The organism is Rhizobium aureum, assembly GCF_030182495.1.
GTDB lineage: Bacteria > Pseudomonadota > Alphaproteobacteria > Rhizobiales > Rhizobiaceae > Rhizobium > Rhizobium tropici_C.
On sequence record NZ_JAQJCI010000020.1, the window covers coordinates 50377 to 67256 of the forward strand.

General features: G+C 58.6%; 17 protein-coding genes. 5 read left to right on the top strand and 12 right to left on the bottom strand.

Annotated features, from left to right (window positions below; genetic code table 11):
• Positions 1 to 121: 121 nt before the first annotated feature.
• Both pnp and PH552_RS28890 read left to right on the top strand, forming a co-directional pair.
• Positions 122 to 2260 carry a polyribonucleotide nucleotidyltransferase gene (gene pnp / locus PH552_RS28885; protein ID WP_112340119.1) on the top strand — a complete coding sequence of 713 codons (2139 nt, stop codon included), beginning with the start codon at positions 122 to 124 and terminating at the stop codon, positions 2258 to 2260.
• 306 nt (positions 2261 to 2566) lie between these two features.
• Positions 2567 to 3583 carry a class I SAM-dependent methyltransferase gene (locus PH552_RS28890; protein ID WP_112340070.1) on the top strand — a complete coding sequence of 339 codons (1017 nt, stop codon included), beginning with the start codon at positions 2567 to 2569 and terminating at the stop codon, positions 3581 to 3583.
• Between the two features lie 38 nt (positions 3584 to 3621).
• On the opposite strand, the gene PH552_RS28895 is transcribed toward PH552_RS28890, so the two are convergent.
• The 5 genes from PH552_RS28895 to fabA form a co-directional block, all read right to left on the bottom strand.
• On the bottom strand, positions 3622 to 4848 hold the full coding sequence (locus PH552_RS28895) for an acyltransferase family protein (RefSeq protein ID WP_285166472.1): 1227 nt from the start codon (positions 4846 to 4848) through the stop codon (positions 3622 to 3624).
• 157 nt (positions 4849 to 5005) lie between these two features.
• Complete coding sequence (locus PH552_RS28900; protein ID WP_285166473.1) at positions 5006 to 5584, bottom strand: GNAT family N-acetyltransferase; 579 nt, start codon at positions 5582 to 5584, stop codon at positions 5006 to 5008.
• A 66-nt stretch (positions 5585 to 5650) separates the two neighbouring features.
• Positions 5651 to 6457: an enoyl-ACP reductase FabI gene (gene fabI, locus PH552_RS28905; RefSeq protein WP_113251473.1), complete on the bottom strand. Its 807-nt coding sequence runs from the start codon at positions 6455 to 6457 to the stop codon at positions 5651 to 5653.
• Between the two features lie 4 nt (positions 6458 to 6461).
• Positions 6462 to 7685 carry a beta-ketoacyl-ACP synthase I gene (gene fabB / locus PH552_RS28910; protein ID WP_112340066.1) on the bottom strand — a complete coding sequence of 408 codons (1224 nt, stop codon included), beginning with the start codon at positions 7683 to 7685 and terminating at the stop codon, positions 6462 to 6464.
• A gap of 53 nt (positions 7686 to 7738) precedes the next feature.
• Complete coding sequence (fabA, locus tag PH552_RS28915; RefSeq protein WP_004127724.1) at positions 7739 to 8254, bottom strand: 3-hydroxyacyl-[acyl-carrier-protein] dehydratase FabA; 516 nt, start codon at positions 8252 to 8254, stop codon at positions 7739 to 7741.
• 297 nt (positions 8255 to 8551) lie between these two features.
• Between fabA and irrA the strand changes: the two genes are divergently transcribed.
• Positions 8552 to 8974: an iron response transcriptional regulator IrrA gene (gene irrA / locus PH552_RS28920; protein WP_112340065.1), complete on the top strand. Its 423-nt coding sequence runs from the start codon at positions 8552 to 8554 to the stop codon at positions 8972 to 8974.
• Positions 8975 to 8998: 24 nt separating this feature from the next.
• On the opposite strand, the gene PH552_RS28925 is transcribed toward irrA, so the two are convergent.
• A complete protein-coding gene (locus PH552_RS28925; RefSeq protein WP_112340118.1) occupies positions 8999 to 9634 on the bottom strand; it encodes a trimeric intracellular cation channel family protein in 636 nt (211 codons plus the stop codon).
• A gap of 140 nt (positions 9635 to 9774) precedes the next feature.
• Here PH552_RS28925 and PH552_RS28930 point away from each other — a divergent pair, with 140 nt between their 5' ends.
• Positions 9775 to 10254 (top strand): hypothetical protein, encoded by a 480-nt coding sequence (locus PH552_RS28930; RefSeq protein WP_112340064.1) that lies wholly within the window; start codon positions 9775 to 9777, stop codon positions 10252 to 10254.
• Positions 10255 to 10317: 63 nt separating this feature from the next.
• On the opposite strand, the gene PH552_RS28935 is transcribed toward PH552_RS28930, so the two are convergent.
• The 3 genes from PH552_RS28935 to PH552_RS28945 all read right to left on the bottom strand — a co-directional run bounded on the left by PH552_RS28935 (position 10318) and on the right by PH552_RS28945 (position 13400).
• Positions 10318 to 11109, bottom strand: a complete 792-nt coding sequence (locus PH552_RS28935) for a YdcF family protein (RefSeq protein ID WP_285166475.1) — start codon at positions 11107 to 11109, stop codon at positions 10318 to 10320.
• A 72-nt stretch (positions 11110 to 11181) separates the two neighbouring features.
• Positions 11182 to 11904 (bottom strand): YoaK family protein, encoded by a 723-nt coding sequence (locus PH552_RS28940; RefSeq protein WP_112340062.1) that lies wholly within the window; start codon positions 11902 to 11904, stop codon positions 11182 to 11184.
• 638 nt (positions 11905 to 12542) lie between these two features.
• Positions 12543 to 13400 (bottom strand): eCIS core domain-containing protein, encoded by an 858-nt coding sequence (locus PH552_RS28945; protein WP_285166476.1) that lies wholly within the window; start codon positions 13398 to 13400, stop codon positions 12543 to 12545.
• 607 nt (positions 13401 to 14007) lie between these two features.
• On the opposite strand from PH552_RS28945, the gene PH552_RS28950 reads away from it, so the two are divergent.
• Positions 14008 to 14820 carry a hypothetical protein gene (locus PH552_RS28950; protein ID WP_285166477.1) on the top strand — a complete coding sequence of 271 codons (813 nt, stop codon included), beginning with the start codon at positions 14008 to 14010 and terminating at the stop codon, positions 14818 to 14820.
• 138 nt (positions 14821 to 14958) lie between these two features.
• On the opposite strand, the gene PH552_RS28955 is transcribed toward PH552_RS28950, so the two are convergent.
• From PH552_RS28955 to PH552_RS28965, 3 genes are all read right to left on the bottom strand, one after another.
• Positions 14959 to 15342 (bottom strand): hypothetical protein, encoded by a 384-nt coding sequence (locus PH552_RS28955; protein WP_285166478.1) that lies wholly within the window; start codon positions 15340 to 15342, stop codon positions 14959 to 14961.
• A 242-nt stretch (positions 15343 to 15584) separates the two neighbouring features.
• Entirely contained in the window at positions 15585 to 16049 is a 465-nt protein-coding gene (locus PH552_RS28960) for a helix-turn-helix domain-containing protein (protein ID WP_285166479.1), read from the bottom strand.
• Positions 16036 to 16410 (bottom strand): DUF4258 domain-containing protein, encoded by a 375-nt coding sequence (locus PH552_RS28965; RefSeq protein WP_285166480.1) that lies wholly within the window; start codon positions 16408 to 16410, stop codon positions 16036 to 16038. The genes PH552_RS28960 and PH552_RS28965 overlap by 14 nt, the downstream gene beginning before the upstream one ends.
• Positions 16411 to 16880: the final 470 nt, after the last annotated feature.

A 16880-nucleotide genomic window follows, 5' to 3' on the forward strand; every position in this document is an offset into this window, starting at 1 on the left:
CCGATCTTCGAAAGCCTCTCGTTGTCTTGCCCGTGATGCGTCACATTTCGTGCGGTTGAAGATGCGCCCTGCCGAAATCGTCGGCCACGGCGCCTTTTCCCGCATCATGCAAGGACAAGATATGTTCGATATCCATACCGTCGAAATCGAGTGGGCAGGCCGCCCGCTGAAGCTCGAAACCGGCAAGATCGCCCGCCAAGCCGATGGCGCCGTCGTCGCCACCTACGGCGAGACCGTGGTGCTTGCGACCGTCGTTTCCGCCAAGGCGCCGAAGCCGGGTCAGGACTTCTTCCCGCTCACCGTCAACTACCAGGAAAAGACCTACGCAGCCGGCAAGATCCCCGGCGGCTACTTCAAGCGCGAGGGCCGTCCGAGCGAAAACGAAACGCTCGTTTCGCGCCTGATCGATCGCCCGATCCGCCCGCTTTTCCCGGAAGGCTACAAGAACGACACGCAGGTCGTCGTCACCGTTATCCAGCATGACTTGGAAAACAATCCCGATATCCTGTCGATGGTCGCAACTTCGGCTGCCCTGACGCTCTCCGGCGTCCCCTTCATGGGCCCGATCGGCGGCGCTCGCGTCGGCTACATCAACGGCGAATACGTGCTCAACCCGCATCTCGACGAGATGGACGAATCGAGCCTCGACCTCGTCGTCGCCGGCACGCAGGAAGCCGTGCTGATGGTCGAATCCGAAGCCAAGGAACTGCCTGAAGACGTCATGCTCGGAGCCGTCATGTTCGGTCACCGCGGCTTCCAGCCTGTCATCGACGCAATCATCAAGCTCGCCGAAGTCGCCGCCAAGGAGCCCCGTGACTTCCAGCCGGAAGACTACTCCGAGCTCGAGAAGGAAATGCTCGGCCTTGCCGAAGCCGAACTGCGCGACGCCTACAAGATCACGCAGAAGGCTGATCGCTATGCCGCCGTCGACGCCGTCAAGGCGAAGGTCAAGGCACACTTCCTGCCCGAAGAAGGCGAAGCCAAGTACACGGCCGAGGAAGTCGGCGCCATCTTCAAGCACCTGCAGGCGAAGATCGTTCGCTGGAACATCCTCGATACCTCCAGCCGCATCGACGGCCGTGACCTGCAGACGGTCCGCCCGATTCTCGCCGAAGTCGGCCTGCTGCCGCGCACGCACGGCTCCGCCCTCTTCACCCGCGGCGAGACGCAGGCGATCGTGGTTGCCACGCTCGGCACCGGCGAAGACGAGCAGTATGTCGACAGCCTGACCGGCATGTACAAAGAAAACTTCATGCTGCACTACAACTTCCCGCCCTACTCGGTCGGTGAAACCGGCCGCATGGGTTCTCCGGGCCGCCGTGAAATTGGCCATGGCAAGCTCGCCTGGCGCGCTGTCCACCCGATGCTGCCGACGGCGGAACAGTTCCCCTATACGCTGCGCGTCGTCTCTGAGATCACCGAGTCCAACGGCTCGTCCTCAATGGCGACCGTTTGCGGTACCTCGCTGGCGCTGATGGATGCCGGCGTGCCGCTGGCAAAGCCGGTTGCCGGTATCGCCATGGGCCTGATCAAGGAAGAAGAGCGTTTCGCCGTTCTCTCCGACATCCTGGGTGACGAAGACCACCTCGGCGACATGGACTTCAAGGTCGCCGGCACCGAATCCGGTATCACCGCACTGCAGATGGACATCAAGATCGAAGGCATCACCGAAGAGATCATGAATGTCGCCCTGAATCAGGCGAAGGGCGGTCGTCTACACATCCTCGGCGAAATGGCCAAGGCCATTTCCGAGAGCCGCGGCCAGCTCGGCGAATTCGCACCGCGCATCGAAGTGATGAACATCCCGGTCGACAAGATCCGCGAAGTCATCGGCTCCGGCGGCAAGGTCATCCGCGAAATCGTCGAAAAGACCGGTGCGAAGATCAACATCGAGGACGACGGCACCGTCAAGATCGCCTCCTCCTCCGGCAAGGAAATCGAAGCGGCCCGCAAGTGGATCCACTCGATCGTCGCTGAACCGGAAGTCGGCCAGATCTACGAAGGCACGGTCGTAAAGACCGCCGACTTCGGCGCTTTCGTCAACTTCTTCGGCGCCCGTGACGGTCTCGTCCACATCTCGCAGCTCGCTTCCGAGCGCGTTGCCAAGACGCAGGACGTCGTCAAGGAAGGCGACAAGGTCTGGGTCAAGCTGCTCGGCTTCGACGAGCGTGGCAAGGTTCGCCTGTCCATGAAGGTCGTCGACCAGGCGACCGGCCAGGAAATCGCTGCCGACAAGAAGAAGGACGACGCGGCCGAATAAGCTGCGCCTTCATCCAAGTTCCGGGGCGCGGGATCTTTTCCGCGCCCTTTTTATATTGAAGAGGCTGGCGATCTCGGTTTTTCCGAAGTTCTGTGCCCGGCCCCTTGCCCTAGCCCTCTCCCCGCATTGCGGGGAGAGGGGATTTGACGGTGCTCGATGATCGCCCGCTCCCAAGTCGGGAATGTTGTCTTGCTCCGTCGTCCCCTCTCCCCGTCCCAACGGGGAGAGGGCTAGGGTGAGGGACAAGCACACAGACAGAAACCCGCCCGCAGGCCCGACCAACGAAACGATAACGAGACCACGCCCATGAGCCGCGATGCCCTGAAGACCCTGTTCCATCCCTTTGCCTCCGGCACCATCGACGCGCCCGGCGAGGGGCAGCGGATCCTGTTTCTCGGCGCCGAAGCGGGCTTTGCGCTGCCGGAGGGATTTGCTGCCGAGCTTTCGGCCGTTCAGGGCTTCCGTCCCTTCTATCGCCAGCTGCAGGCGCAGCGCATCAACGTGACGCCGGAGATCGAAGGCGAAGGTTATGACGGAGCGCTCGTGCTTTGCGGCAAGCACAAGGGCGAGAACGAGGACCATATCGCTGAAGCGCTGGCGCGCGTAAAGGAAGGCGGTCTCATCCTCGTTGCCGGCGGCAAGGAAGATGGTATCCAGCCGCTACGCAAGCGCATCGAAGCCTTCGGTCTTGCGATCGAGCATATGCCGAAATATCACGGCGTTGCCTTCTGGTTTGCGCGTCCTGCCGACATCAAGATACTGACAGCGCAGCTCGCAAAGCCGGCGACTCTCGTCGACGACAGCTTCACCACGGCGCCCGGCATGTTCTCCCATGACCGTGTCGATGCCGGTTCCGAGCTGCTCGCCTCGCGCCTGCCGACCGACTTTGCCGGCGATGCCGCCGATTTCGGCGCCGGCTGGGGCTATCTTTCCGTAGAGCTCGCAACGAAATCGCCGCGGATCGAACGCATCGACCTCTACGAGGCCCATTACGGCGCTCTGGAGGCCGCACGCGCCAATCTGCTGTCGCACTGCCCGAAGGTCGCCCAGCGCTTCTTCTGGCACGATCTGGCGAGCGAGCCGGTCAAGGACAAATACGACCTGATCATCATGAACCCGCCCTTCCATGAGGGCCATGCCGCCGAGCCTTCGCTTGGCCAGGCGATGATCAAGACGGCCGCCTCGGCGCTGCGTGGCGGCGGCCGGCTGATGCTGGTCGCCAATCGCGGCCTGCCCTACGAGCCGGTGCTGGCCGAGAATTTCAGGGAATTCGGCGAGACCTGCCGCAATGCCCGCTACAAGGTGCTCTGGGCAAAAAAATAAGAGAGGAAGGCGACCAAGGGCCGCCTTTCTTTCATGGATCAGGCTTCGTCGGCACGACGTGCACGAGGCATCAGATGATCCCGCAGGATCAGGAAGTTCCTTTCGACGAGAAACCAGAGCGTCGCCGACACGATGAAGCAGGTGGCGAGATAGATGACGAAGCCTGACAGCCCCAGAAGATTGTCCTTGCCGAACACCATCTGGTCGAGATGGTAGACGCCCTTGTGGGTGAGGTAGAGGCTGTAGGAGAGCGTCGCGACGCCTGATATGGCTGGAAGATGCCAGCGACCGATCCTCGGCTGCAGGTCCAGCAATGCGCCGAGAATGATTGCCACCCCCGCCGAAAACATCGGGAAACCGACGGCCGCGCCCGGAAGAGGCTGAAACACGAGCGGCACATTGGCTTCGGCGAGCGGCCCGCGAACGGAGAAGATCACGAGCGCCGCCGTCACGAGCATACCGCCGATGCCGAGCGCGATGTGAGGCGGCATGTACCGTTCCCATAGCAGCGGCTTGAACAGCCGGATCGCCGCCAGAACGACGCCGAAGGTCAAGCCGTCAAGCCGGTTATATGTCGGATAATAGACATCCCTGAGATAGACGGCGAAGGCTTCCCTGTAGGCCTGCATTTCGACAATCGGACCGACATGGCTCTGCCAGAGCGCAAACCGCAGGCCTATGCCGGCGATCACGATCGCCATCACCAGAAGCGTCACAAAGCCCACCGTCGCTCGCCGCTTGAGCAGGACCACAAGAACCGGAAGAACGAGATAGAAATGCTCCTCGACACTCAGCGACCAGGCCTCGGTGAATGCGCTGCCCAGGCGAGGATCAAGGCCGAAATTGACCGTGAAGGTCAGGAACCGCCAGGCGGATTGCATCGCCGGCGCATCGCGCAGGGAGGGGAAGAACGTATAGACGGCAAGCACGAGCAGAAAGGCCGGCAATATGCGGAACGCCCGGCGCAGATAGAAAGCCTTGAAGTCGACGGCGCGGCGCCGCGCGGCTTCCGTCATCAACTGAGTTCCAATGAGATAGCCGCTGAGCACGAAGAAGATGTCGACGCCGATCCAGCCATAGGGCCTAATGCCGGCGAGCGGCAGCGGCGTCGCCTCCACCGGCAGATGCACCAGCATGACGAGGAGGATGGCAAGCGCCCGCAACAGATCCGGCCCCAATGTCCTTGGAGTGGCGGCGGATTCGAGCGGTACCGCCTCGCCCAGCGGATCTAGCAGCTTGGAGCTGGCAACAGTTATGGTGTTCACGGCTGGGGTTCCCGTAAATGGCTGGTGAATACCGATGGACATGCAGGAGATACTGTTGATTGCCTGCCTTGTATCGGAATTCCCGCCAGCCGTAACGAGCCATCCCCGGCAAGATAGAATTAACCTAAAATTTTCGTAAAATCTTGTCGAATGGAGGTTAACGCGTCCAATTCGACACCCTTGCGGCCCATTCCCGGCGCAGTACGGCATAGACACATTCATCGCCCCATATGCCGTTGAAACGATCGTTTTCGATTAGGAGTGCCTCACGGCGAAGACCCAGCCGTTCGACGACGCCAATGGATCCGGCATTTTTCGCATCCAGCCGTGCAAAGATCCGGTGAAAGCCGAATTTTTCGAAGCCGAGGGTAATCATGGCTTGTGCCGCCTCGGTGGCATATCCCTTCCTGGCATAGGCGGGGTTGGAGGTATAGCCAAGCTCGGCTTGAAGCGCCGCCTTGTTTGCGAATGTCAGGCTGACATCACCGACCAAAGCACCATCCTCCCGCCGAATGGCAGCACATAGCAGCGTATCTCCGTCCTCGGCGAAAGGAGAGTTCAGATTGAGATCGAAACGCTCTCTCATCACTTCAGGCGAAGGTGGGTCGCGATACAGGAACCGATAGATTTCCGGCAGGGAGCGGTAGGCGCTATAGGCTTTAAAATCCTCCGGCACAAAGCGGCGGAGGATGAGCCGTTCGGTCGATGCGAGGGATTTCGCCTCGTTGGACGTCATCGGGAAGGATATCCGGAAAATGATCCCCCCGGCCAAAGACCGGGAGGGCGATTGAGATCAGCGCGCTTACTCGGCGTCCGCGCTCGACAGCGTTTCCAGCGTCGGCATGGAGGTGATGTTGTAACCGGCATCGACAAAATGGACTTCGCCGGTGACGCCTGCCGCCAGATCCGACAGGAGGTAGAGCGACGACGAGCCGACCTGATCGATGGTAACAGACTTGCGCAGCGGCGCGTTGCGCTGGTTCCACGACAGGATGGCACGGGCGTCGGAAATGCCGGCGCCGGCGAGCGTGCGGATCGGGCCGGCGGAAACGGCGTTGACGCGAATACCGCGCGGGCCGTAATCGGCGGCGAGATAACGAACGGAAGCCTCAAGCGCCGCCTTGGCGACGCCCATGACATTGTAGTTCGGAATGACGCGCGTCGAACCATTATAGGTCAGCGTCAGCATGCTGCCGCCTTCGGTCATCAGTTCGGCGGCGCGCTTAGCGATCTCGGTGAAGGAGAAGCAGGAAATTACCATGGTGCGGGTGAAATTCTCCCGCGTGGTGTTGGCATAGAGCCCCTTCAGCTCGTTCTTGTCGGAAAAGCCGATGGCGTGGACAATGAAATCAAGCCTGCCCCAGTGCTCCTTGATCGCGTCGAAGACGGCATCAACGGAAGCTAGATCCTCGACATCGCAAGGCAGCAGGAAATCCGAACCGACTTCGGCTGCGAGCGGCTTGACGCGCTTGCCGAGCGCCTCACCCTGAAAGGTGAAAGCCAGTTCCGCGCCTTCGGCTGCAAGCGCCTTCGAAATACCCCAGGCAATCGAGTGATTGTTTGCGACGCCCATGATGAGGCCGCGCTTACCCTGCATGATTCCCGTCATTGCCTTATCCGTTGTAGCGCTGGAACACGAGCGTGGCGTTGGTGCCGCCGAAGCCGAAGGAATTCGAAAGAGCGATATCGAACTTGGCGTTGTCGATGCGCTTGCGCACGACCGGCACGCCTTCGAATTCCGGATCGAGTTCGGTGATATGGGCGCTTTCGCCGATGAAGCGCTCCTGCATCATCAGGATCGAATAGATCGATTCCTGAACGCCTGCGGCGCCGAGCGAGTGGCCCGTCAGGGACTTGGTCGACTGGATCGGCGGGATCTTGTCGCCGAAGACCTCGCGGATTGCGCCGATTTCCTTGCTGTCGCCCACCGGCGTCGAAGTGCCGTGGGTGTTGATGTAATCGATATCGCCCTTCACGGTGGCTAGCGCCTGGCGCATGCAGCGCACGGCACCCTCCCCCGACGGTGCGACCATGTCGTAGCCGTCCGAAGTGGCGCCATAGCCGACAATCTCGGCATAGATCTTGGCGCCGCGGGCCTTGGCATGTTCCAGCTCTTCCAGAACCAGCACGCCGGCGCCGCCGGCGATGACGAATCCATCGCGCTTGGCGTCATAGGCACGCGAGGCGGTTTCCGGGTGGTTGTCGTTGAAGTCCGAAGACATGGCGCCCATGGCGTCGAAGAGGTTCGACATGGTCCAGTCGAGATCCTCGTGGCCGCCGGCGAACATGACGTCCTGCTTGCCCCACTGGATCATCTCGGCGGCATTGCCGATGCAGTGCGCCGAGGTCGAGCAGGCGGACGAGATGGAGTAATTGACGCCGTGGATCTTGAACCAGGTCGCCAGCGTTGCCGAGGCGGTCGAGGACATCGACTTCGGCACCGCGAAGGGGCCGATGCGCTTTGGGCTGTTGTTCTTGCGGGTGATGTCGGCCGCTTCGATCAGCGTGCGGGTCGACGGGCCGCCGGAGCCCATGATGATGCCGGTGCGCTCGTTGGTGATATCGCCTTCCTCGAGGCCGCTGTCGGCAATCGCCTGCTTCATGGCGACATGGTTCCAGGCACCGCCCTGCGATAGGAAGCGCATGGCGCGGCGATCCACCAGATCGGTTGTGTCGATCTTCGGCGAGCCCCAGACCTGGCACTTGAAGCCATGCTCGGCGAAATCGGGAGAGAAAGAAATGCCGGATTTGGCGTCGCGCAGCGAGGCGGTCACTTCTTGAGCATTGTTTCCAATCGAAGAGACAATACCCAGACCCGTAACAACTACCCGTCTCATGTCGATGACCTTTTCTAAAACGTCTGTCTTTGTGGAGGCGGCGGCGCCGCAGTTCAGGCGACCTTGTCCTTCGACAGGCCCACGCGCAGGTCCGTCGCCTGATAGATGGTTTCCCCATCGGCCTTCAGCCAGCCATCGGCGGTGCCGAGCACCAGACGGCCGCGCATGACGCGCTTGAAGTCGATGCCGTATTCGAGAAGCTTCGTATCCGGGCGGACCATGCCCTTGAACTTCACTTCGCCCGTCGAAAGCGCCATGCCGCGGCCGGGCTCGCCGAGCCAGCCGAGGAAGAAGCCGGTCAGCTGCCACATGCCGTCAAGGCCGAGGCAGCCCGGCATGATCGGATTGCCGGCAAAATGGCAGGGGAAATACCAGTCATCGGGGCGCACGTCGTATTCGGCGCGGATGAAGCCTTTGTCGAAGGCGCCGCCGGTCTCGGAAATTTCAGTAATGCGATGGACCATCAGCATCGGCGGCAGGGGAAGCTGCGCGTTGCCCGGGCCGAACAGTTCGCCGCGGCCGCAAGCCAGGATTTCCTCGTAATTGAAGCTGGACTGTCTCGTCGTCATAAAAATTCCGTTTCCCCCGCATGAATGCCGATGGATGTGAAGCTTTAGTGCAAGATGGACAGAAAATGAAGCGAAAGCATTGGACTCTCATTCATCCGTTCGATCGACCGCACTAGCCGTTATGTGGTGGTCGCATACAGGAACGCCAGAGCCGCGACCAGAGCGAATTGCGCCAAAAGCCGGTTTTTTGCGGCTTTTGAGCACCTTCCCACCCCATTGAAACTATTGAAAGCAATCAAGGCAAAAGTTATATGGCTTAGTAAAGAATTATAGAGATCAGGAATCCGGAGTCCCTGAATGGCAGAACATGCCGAAATCGCGATCGAAACCAGGCTGCGCAATGTGGGCCTGAGGCCGACCCGACAGCGGATTGCGCTGGGAGACCTTCTCTTCGCCAAGGGCGACCGCCATCTGACGGTGGAGGAGCTTCACGAAGAAGCCGTCGCCGCCGGCGTTCCGGTTTCGCTCGCGACCGTCTACAACACGCTGCATCAGTTCACCGAGGCCGGCCTGATCCGCGTGCTCGCCGTCGAAAGCACCAAAACCTATTTCGACACCAACGTCTCCGATCACCATCACTTTTTCGTGGAAGGCCACAATGAAGTGCTGGATATCCCGATCAGTAACCTGACGATCGACAACCTGCCCGAACCGCCGCAAGGGATGGAAATCGCCCATGTCGACGTGGTGATCCGCCTGCGCCGCAAGCAGAGGCAGTAGGCAGTAGAACGACTGCCTCTCAGCTCACATCACATCGTCCGGATGCCGGCCTGGCTTGTGATGATAGGTCGGAAATGTCCAGCCGAACCAGAGCGCGCCGCCGCGCACCGCAAAGGCGGCAATCACGCCCAGCCCCGCAGAGGCGTAAAGCGGCAACATCGTCGCATTGGCGGCGGTGAAGACGCCAGCGCCGACGATTGACGCCGTCACATAGATTTCCGGGCGCAGCAGGACCGAAGGCTCATTCGCCAGCAGATCGCGCAGGATGCCGCCGAACGTTGCCGTCAGCGCGCCGGTGACGATCGCGACGGTGGGTGAGCCTGTCGCCGCCATGCCCTTGGCGGCTCCCATCACGCAATAGGCCGATAGTCCCACGGCGTCGAGCCAGATGAGCAGCCTGTAGCGCGATTCAAAGAGATGCGCGGTGAAGAAGACCAGGACGCCGACCACGGCGCAGATGATGATATAGGTCGGATTCAGCACCCAAAAGACCGGCACTCGGCCCAGGACGATATCGCGCAGCGTGCCGCCGCCGATGCCGGTGACGGCGGCCAGGAACAGGAAGCCAATCAGATCGAGCTGCTTGCGCGAAGCCGCGAGCGCACCGGTTGCGGCAAAAAGAGCGACGCCGGCATAATCAAGAAACGAGAGAAGCGACATCGAAAACTCCAACGAGGCGCCGGCGATTTTCTCGAAATGAATCACGACGGCAAGGGCCGCGCAAGCCGGCTGATGCAAAGATCTCGCAGCGGCCGCTGCTGTTATCGTGGCCGCGACGGCGCTTCGAAGAGGAATCCCCCGTGAAATCCCTGCTGATCGTGATCCTCAATCTCATTGCATTCGTGATCATGCCCGCAGTGGCCGAGGCGCAGCAATCGATCCTGCAGGATCCCGTCGCATTCGAGAAGGATCACTTCACCAAAAGCTGCGACGGTCAGGCGAGCTTCGGCGACAATTTCGCCACTCAGCAGGATATCAATAACGACAAGCTGATGGATATCGTCGTTAACGAGGGCGAGATCACCTGCAAGGGCGAAAAAGGCCCCTACTGCACGGACGAAGGCTGCCCCTACAATTTCTACGTCCAGGTGGCCGAGGGCGGCTACCTGCTCGTCGCCACTGCGCGGATCTACAGCTACGATTTCATCCAGCGCTTCGGCAACATGGTGCTGGTCATGAAAATGCATCCGCGCTTCTGCGACCGCAAGGACGGCGAGGACCGCTGCGAGATCACCGTCCGGGTCCGCGGCGTCAAATTCGTTACGATCTCGAAGAAGTAGGCTTTACGGCCCGGGGCAGGTGGTTACGGCCCGGGGCAGGTGGTTACGCCCCGGGGCACGTAGTTACGGCCCGGGATAGAGCGCCGATGTCCGGCCGACGGCGTAATAGCCGACCAGGCCGACCCATTCGCGCAATCCTGTCGCCAGCAGCTGTGCGTTGCGCGAGGGCTGGGTAAAATCGAGGCCCGGCGTTTCCTTGCCGGTGCTTCGGTAGTCGACCGGCCAAGGCACGACATCGATGCCCTGCCTGCGGAAGATGCCCATCGAGCGGGGCATGTGGAAGCCTGATGTGATGAGCAGGCAATTCGAAAGCCCGTTCTGCGCCAGCAATTCCTTCGTGTTGACCGCATTCTCGAAGGTGGTGCGCGAGGTGGTGTCGGCAACCATGCGGTCTCTGGGAATGCCGAGTGCCGTAAAGAAGCGCTCGGAAATCACGGCATCCCCCTCATAGGTGCCGCCGATCGAGCCATCGCCGCCCGAGATCACGATGCGCGCCTGCGGATATTTCTGCGAGAGACGCAGCGCTTCGACCAGGCGATCGCCGGCCGAATCGAACTCATAGCCGCCACGCGCGGTCGTTACCTCGTTCTGCGTGGCGCCGCCGAGGACAATCATGCATTTGAGGTCGTCGGGATCGGTTGCGGGATGCGGAAAACGCTCCTCCAGCCCCTGGACGACATAGGCGCCGGCTGTCGTATAGAGCGAGACGAACAGGATAAGCACCGACAGCAGCGAGGAGACAATCACGGTGGCGCGCCAGCGCAGAAGAGCGGCGATAAATGCCAGCAGTACGAAGAGAAATGCCAGCGAGAGTGGCTGACCGAAAATCCAGACAAGTTTCGAAAAAACGAACACGGCATATCCTTAGGCTTGTCGGCAAAACGATTCGTTTTTCTCCCTAGCAGATTTTTGTGCACTGCAATGTGGCTATTTCGGTCGCCGCACCGTGGACGCCGAAATAACGAAGCGCTGATTAAAGCGGCGCTGCAGCGGGCGGGGGATGAAAAGCGTCGACAGCGCCAGGACGAGAGCGACCATAGAAACCAGCCAGAGCGCATGTGCGCCAAAGGCGCCGGCCAGAAGTGCGCCGATGATGGCGCCCGAGATCATGCCGCTCCAGGGCACGATCTGCACCGTCCAAAGAAAATCCCGATCCCCCAGCAGAAAACGGCCAAGACCGCGTCCGAAGCGCGACAGCGCGCCGGTGACATAGGTGAGGCCGATCGGCAGGCCCTCGATATGCTCGACCGTGGCATTGACCATGCCCATGGCAAGCACCACCAGATAGAACTGCACCAGAACCAGCGACGGCTCCGCGAAGCCCGCGGCGGCAGCCAGAAGGATGCTGACGCAGGCAAGCACCACGAAAGCTCGCCGGTCCGCCGCATGGGCAATGACGATGCCGAGCGCATTGCCGATGATGAATGTCAGGATGGCCGAGAACAGCACCGCCGCATGGCCGAACTCGCCCATTCCGAGGGCGATCGCCGCCCGTGTCGTATTGCCGGTCATGAAGGACACGAAATTGCCCGTCAGCATCAGGCCGACGGCATCGGTCATGCCCGCCAGAAAGGCGATCGAGGCAACGAGCAGAAACCCCGTCACGGTACGGCGGGTCTTGATGAGACGACGGCGGCGCTGTCTGGTCATGGGCGATTCGGGACGGGTTACGGAGGATCGGAGGTTAGCATGAAGTTGGGGGATGCGGAGCGCCGTTGCTTATGGGAATTCGGATACTGACAAGCATGAAGCAAATCCATTTCTGGAGCTTGGGTCGCTGAGACCCTGTACAGTTTCACGCGAGAGGCGTTTTCGGATTCTTAGTTCCAGAAAGTTAAAGGCTATCGGCGCTCAGGAATGCTGTCCGTGCCATTTCCGGCTCAACATAGTGCGCGCTTAATAGCCAGCGAAATCCCACTTTCCTCGGAGCTTTGGGAAATAGGCTTCATCATCGCTTACAGCGTGCGTGGATTGCTCGTACGGTCCGTATGGATTAACCACGCTGTGTACCCGTCTGACCACAGCTCCCGGCGCATGGAAAAACAGGCAACTATCTTCACCCATGTTCTTCGCGGTAGCGCGCGACAGCGAACATGAATATCTCCTCTGAGTTGTCTTAAGGTGATGACTATCACCTCGTTGGTCGAAGGGAAAGTTCAGGTCGCATCAATAGTGATGGGGCTGATGCAGAGCTACCAGGACGGGCAGCGTAGATCCAGGCGTTCGGAGGCTTATTTCTTCTTCTCGGCCAACGCATTTGCCCTTTTTGCGGTGTACCACCCGGTTCTCTACTGCGTCATACCATACCAGATGCGGTTCGCTCCTTGACAACTGCAGTTCGATCTTTGGGGCATTGGTTGCGAAAGCTGACAAAAGTCATTTGGCCCCGGTCCGACCCGGCATATGCTGGCCCAAGCGGTCGCCGCGCCCGGGGGTGGTCCGGGAAGTATGATATTTGGCCCACTGCGGGGGCCCGGATTGTTCGCATACTCCGCCTCAATTTTGTAGGCAGGATCCTCCACGCTATTCCAGCTCCTGACATATTGGACAGCGAAGCTATGGACGCCCCAATCTTGAAACTGCTTCACGTGTTGAAGTTCATGAGCCCACAGCGAAGGTGTTGCCGCGCCTTGTTGGTCACGAAAGACAATGACATCAATCAAGGTGACTGCCTGCACATCTCTCAGCTGAATGGAGGCATTTGCGAGGTTTAATGCACCTCCATCACCGACTTTGAACCACACATTGTTTAGAACGCTGTCGTCGTACCACCCCTGCATAGCTGCACGCATCTCAGGGTAGATAGGTTGCGCGTTTTGTATTGCGGTGTTTCTGGAATTGATGAACCATTGCTCCAGCGCCGGCCCCCCGAAGACGGAAGCTTGAAAATTAAGGCGTATTCTGTCGAGGTCCCGCCCGATTTGCGTTATTCGTGGATCAATCCTGTTCAGCGCATCAGAGAGGCTGCGCTGCGTGTCCTGAGCGCCTTTTTCGACCGTTTTCCCGGTGTCTTGCGCTCCCTTCTCAATGGCCTTTCCAACATTGCACGCGACATCCAATGGTCCGCCACATGCATATGCGGAGGTCGAAACAACAATTGCGAGAGAAGAAACGGCGCCAATTTTCCCAATAAAATGAAGAAGCATCTCACTTACTCCCATTAGTGGCATCGGTCCTCGGTCATTCTACCAATATTAGTGACAACTAATAGTAATCAATCCGGATGAGGGCTAATCTCGTCCGGATAGTCCCCACTGGCGGATCACACAGATCGGGAAAGCAGCGATAGGCAGAGCGGAACCCTCGCAGGTGACGACTCCTATCGTGGCGAGCATCGCTTTCCCGGTGCCAATTCGCGCAAGCGCTGGAACAAGCCTATAACCAGACCTGTATCTCGGCTCGATCGGCGTCACCGTGCCGATTTTAGGTATTCACAATTGGAGTTTCCCGGTCCGGATGGCAATTAGAATCCCATAACGGTGACGGAACTGACGACAGCCGAGGCAAGCTCGGATATCAGGTCAAAAAGCTTCGCTTCAGCTTCCAACAGCCTTGCTTTGCGATTCTCATAAGGGGGCATGCGACGTAACCAGAATTTCCGCCAGGCTGCCGGGTTCGGTTTCTCACGCGCCTTTGGGTCTGCATGCGGGTCTGCTCATCCGCACTGAACAGCAAAATCATGGCCATCGACTATCGGCGCGATGGCTTGTACTCTGCATCAAAGCATTGGTATCGCTCTCGGGGGAGGCAAGTATGGCGGTACATCAAAGGCAGGTATTGCGACCGGATCTAATTGATATTTTTATTATTGTCCTTATCGCCGGCGCAATAGACATCTTCATCTTCACTATTGCGACGCAATTTATATCGAGGACTACCTTTCAACATCTCCCGACATTCCTAACGGATGCTTACAAGACAGTTTGGGCAAGCGCCGTATCAGGAAGCGCTGGCGTTGGGCTGGTGATCATAAAATCCCTACGCACTCCGTCGAACCGACGCCCCAACTATGGAATTTGGGTGCTAGGTGTTGCCGGCGTCCTACTGCTCGCTATTCTTGCAATTGCCATCATCGCGAAAGTTTTGAACCCTCGTCCGCCGATCGACGTTCCTCCTGGCGTTGCGCTCATTTCCTATGGGGTGCCTGGACCGGCCAATTTTGAATTCAAGCCATTGCCAGGTGGGGGCGACTTCCAGCTCATTGGTACCTTCTCCGTAAAGGGAGACGACCGCGGCGCAAAGGCAAAGACCGTGGTTGGAAACTTGCAAAGCGGCTACTTTGTAATTCCTCAGAGCCAGCCATACGGCCCTCCCAAAGAGGTTAAAGAACTCGCTTTTCAGGTCTGCTATATCCATACCGTGTTCGACGCTGAGCAACGGGACAATTTCCCGCCGGTGGGAAAATCAGAAAACGCGATCGATATAGATGTTAAGCCTATCGCGGGACAGCGATATCCGATAGGCGCTCGCGATTTCAGCTTTACGCTTCCAGACGACGTCGATCCAGATCGCGCCTGGCTTTGCGCCGCTCTTGTCACTGATTTCGGATACATCCCAATGCAATAGCTCCTGGCGCCTCAATGATGCGGAGGATGCCCTTTCAAAGTTGGCTGGATATGCCGACGACGCAATGAAGGACTTCGACACGCCGAATGCCAGGTTTGCATCGCAAAGGAACTGAGGTCCGGCGAGCTGCGCCGCCTACTACATCAACAGCATGCGCTGACGAACGGGCAATCCAGAGGGAATATGTGCGTATGGAGACGCCGCCCAATCGGAGGAATCAGTTTGGCGTGATGAAAATGCCGGCGCGGCATGGGGGACGCGGATGGGCACTGTTGCTCGCTGTCGCTCGTTCGGAATGGCGACCGTCGTCGGGTCATCTTCGTAAACAGCATCCACCGCTTGGCCCATCAACTTAGCTAAAGAGTAGCCTGCCGCTGTAGTTCCGATTATCTCGAAAAGCTTATCTATGTATTGCGACACATCCCGCGGCGGCCAGTTTTGCGAGAATTCATCTGCGGCCTTTAGACCTTCACGAAGAGTAACCACTGGCTCGATAATTTCCCAGATAACCGGCAGCGCCATCCCACATCCTCGCTCTCCATTAATCACATGGGAAGGGTTTGACCGATTTCAAGCTATGCGACCGACCTAATCACGATCAGGGACTACGGCGCGGCGACGGATTGCAGCCCCTACAGTTCGAAGAAGGGCTGAGAAATGTAAAAAAGGCGCCCGAGTAGGCGCCTTTTGTATCTCATGACTCTGGTATCAACCGGTTCTAAGCACCTTTTCGGCGGTCTCTGGCACCTCGGAGCTTTCGACCGTTAGGCCGCTGCTACCAGCACGTAAGGCTCGCTGGCGCTTTCAACTTTCTCGACAGAGATCAGCTGCGGTTCCGCAGTTGGAATGCTCCACCTGGAGAGCTCGTCCATCCCGACATCAGCAGGAAGATTCAGCTTCTCAATCGCCATCCTCCGTATGATGGCTTCAACCGGACTATCGATGTCGATTTCTCCGCGTTCCCACCTTCCGATGGATTGCTTGTCGCGATGCACCATTGACGCAAGTTCTGCTTGCGTCAGGCCCATTTCGGTCCTCAGGAAGCGCAGTTCATCACCGCTAATTCCCTTCGGATGGCTGACAATGCCGAGGGCAATTACATGGTGCAGCTCATTAATGGCCGGGATGGTGATGATTTCGTCACCATCATCATCGACCTCGACGGGAATGCCGCTGATGACAACGTTCTTCAGCCCGCTCTCAGTGTAGTGGTGGTCAATTTTCTTCATCATCTTCTCCAACAATCGTGCCTGCGACACGTTCATACTCGTCGATCCACATGACCGAAACGATTTTCAGCAGACAGCCACTTACAGAGGGGATGACGACCACGCCGATCGCGCGACTACCGCTGTTCGGAGTCTTGCATTCGACACGATAGCGGTACATATCCGGACGAGTAGCCGGGACCGCCTTGTTGTAGACGAACCCGTTCTTCAGTGCGTAAAGCACATCAGACGCAATCAAATTGCGCTCTTCCAGACGTTCCTTCGCGTGTAACTTGTAAGTCACCGTGAGGTTCCGTTTCCTGGCAATCGACCTGATCATGTCGGTCGCAGTATTGGGTTCCCAAGGTTCCTTCTTCGTCACATTTCCCCCTCTAGCGCGGTGTCTACCGAGCTTTCTATGTATCATGGTGATACCTATATAGGGATGAACGGTCAATTAACAAGAATGTTACACCCGGCACATATAACTAAAAAATGTATTAAGTCCCTGAATTACAAGGACAATAAAATTGCGAATCAGGCCACCCGGCTTAACGGCAGATTCGCGCGGAACAAACCCTGTAACAGATTGATATTATAGATGCTTTCTTACCCAGGGCAATTTCCCCGGTTCCAATACACGACCTGACTAGGTGGAGAATTTCCCCACCCGAGAACTGCGGAAATTCCGCAGTCAAGAGGCTAGAATGGTTTTCAGCCAAAACCATTTCGGATAACCGCGGTGGCTACGTCGCCTCTATTTCCGCTTCTTTTTCCGCTCTTCCTGCTTCCTCTTTTCCGGGATCGCGAGGAAATCCACCGAGCCCGCACTTGATGGTACGAGCTGACTAT